This is a genomic window from Ruegeria marisrubri, from assembly GCF_001507595.1.
Classification (GTDB): Bacteria; Pseudomonadota; Alphaproteobacteria; order Rhodobacterales; family Rhodobacteraceae; genus Ruegeria; species Ruegeria marisrubri.
Map to the genome: position 1 here is coordinate 1 of NZ_LQBQ01000029.1, position 846 is coordinate 846.

The following is an 846-nucleotide window of genomic DNA, read 5'->3' on the forward strand; positions in this document are numbered from 1 at the left end:
TAGGGTCAGGACTCATTGTCTATCAAAGCCAGTAGATGACAAGAGCTGCGAGAGCTATGGCTGACAGGAAGACCTTTGGGCATCTGTCGTAACGGGTTGCCACGCGTCGCCAATCCTTGAGCCTGCCGAACATGATTTCGATCCTGTTGCGCCGTTTGTAGCGCCGCTTGTCGTATTTCACGGGCTTGTTGCGTTGTTTTCTCCCTGGGATACATGCGTTTATCCCTCTGTCTTTTAAGGCTTCTCTGAACCAGTCGGCATCGTATCCACGATCCCCGAGAAGCCAATCGACGCTCGGCAGGCTGCTGAGCAGGGCCCGTGCCCCGATGTAATCGCTAACCTGTCCGGCGGTCACGAACAGATCAAGCGGTCGCCCGTGGCTGTCGCAGATGGCATGCAGTTTGGTGTTCATGCCGCCCTTGGTTCGCCCGATCAGGCGTCCACGCCCCCCTTTTTGACGCCCATACTGGTCGCGGTGCGGTGTGCCTTCAGATAGGTGGCGTCGATCATCACGGTCTTCGTCTCGCCATGTTCGGCAGCCAGACCGGCCATCATCCGGGCGAAGATGCCTTTGTCGCTCCACCGTTTCCAGCGGTTGTACAGCGTTTTGTGCGGGCCATAGGCAGCAGGCGCATCACGCCACCGTAATCCATTGCGGTTAACGAAGATTATCCCGCTCAACACACGCCGATCATCAACGCGTGGCTTGCCGTGAGACTTGGGAAAGAAAGGTTCAAGACGCGCCATCTGCGCATCGCTCAGCCAGAAGAGATCAGTCATGTTCACCGCTCGGTTTTCGCACCGTGAATCACGCTGCCACGCGGAAATCAATGGGTCCTGACCCTA

At 57.2% G+C, this 846-nt stretch carries 1 protein-coding gene; it reads right to left on the reverse strand.

The annotated features are described in order from the left end of the window. Window positions 1–22 precede the first annotated feature (22 nt). Window positions 23–780, reverse strand: a protein-coding gene (locus tag AVO45_RS19440) for an IS5 family transposase (RefSeq protein WP_099045731.1) whose coding sequence is annotated in 2 segments (ribosomal slippage) — window positions 23–459 and window positions 459–780 — 759 coding nt in all. Because the reading frame shifts where the segments join, the coding sequence is not laid out codon by codon here. Window positions 781–846: the final 66 nt, after the last annotated feature.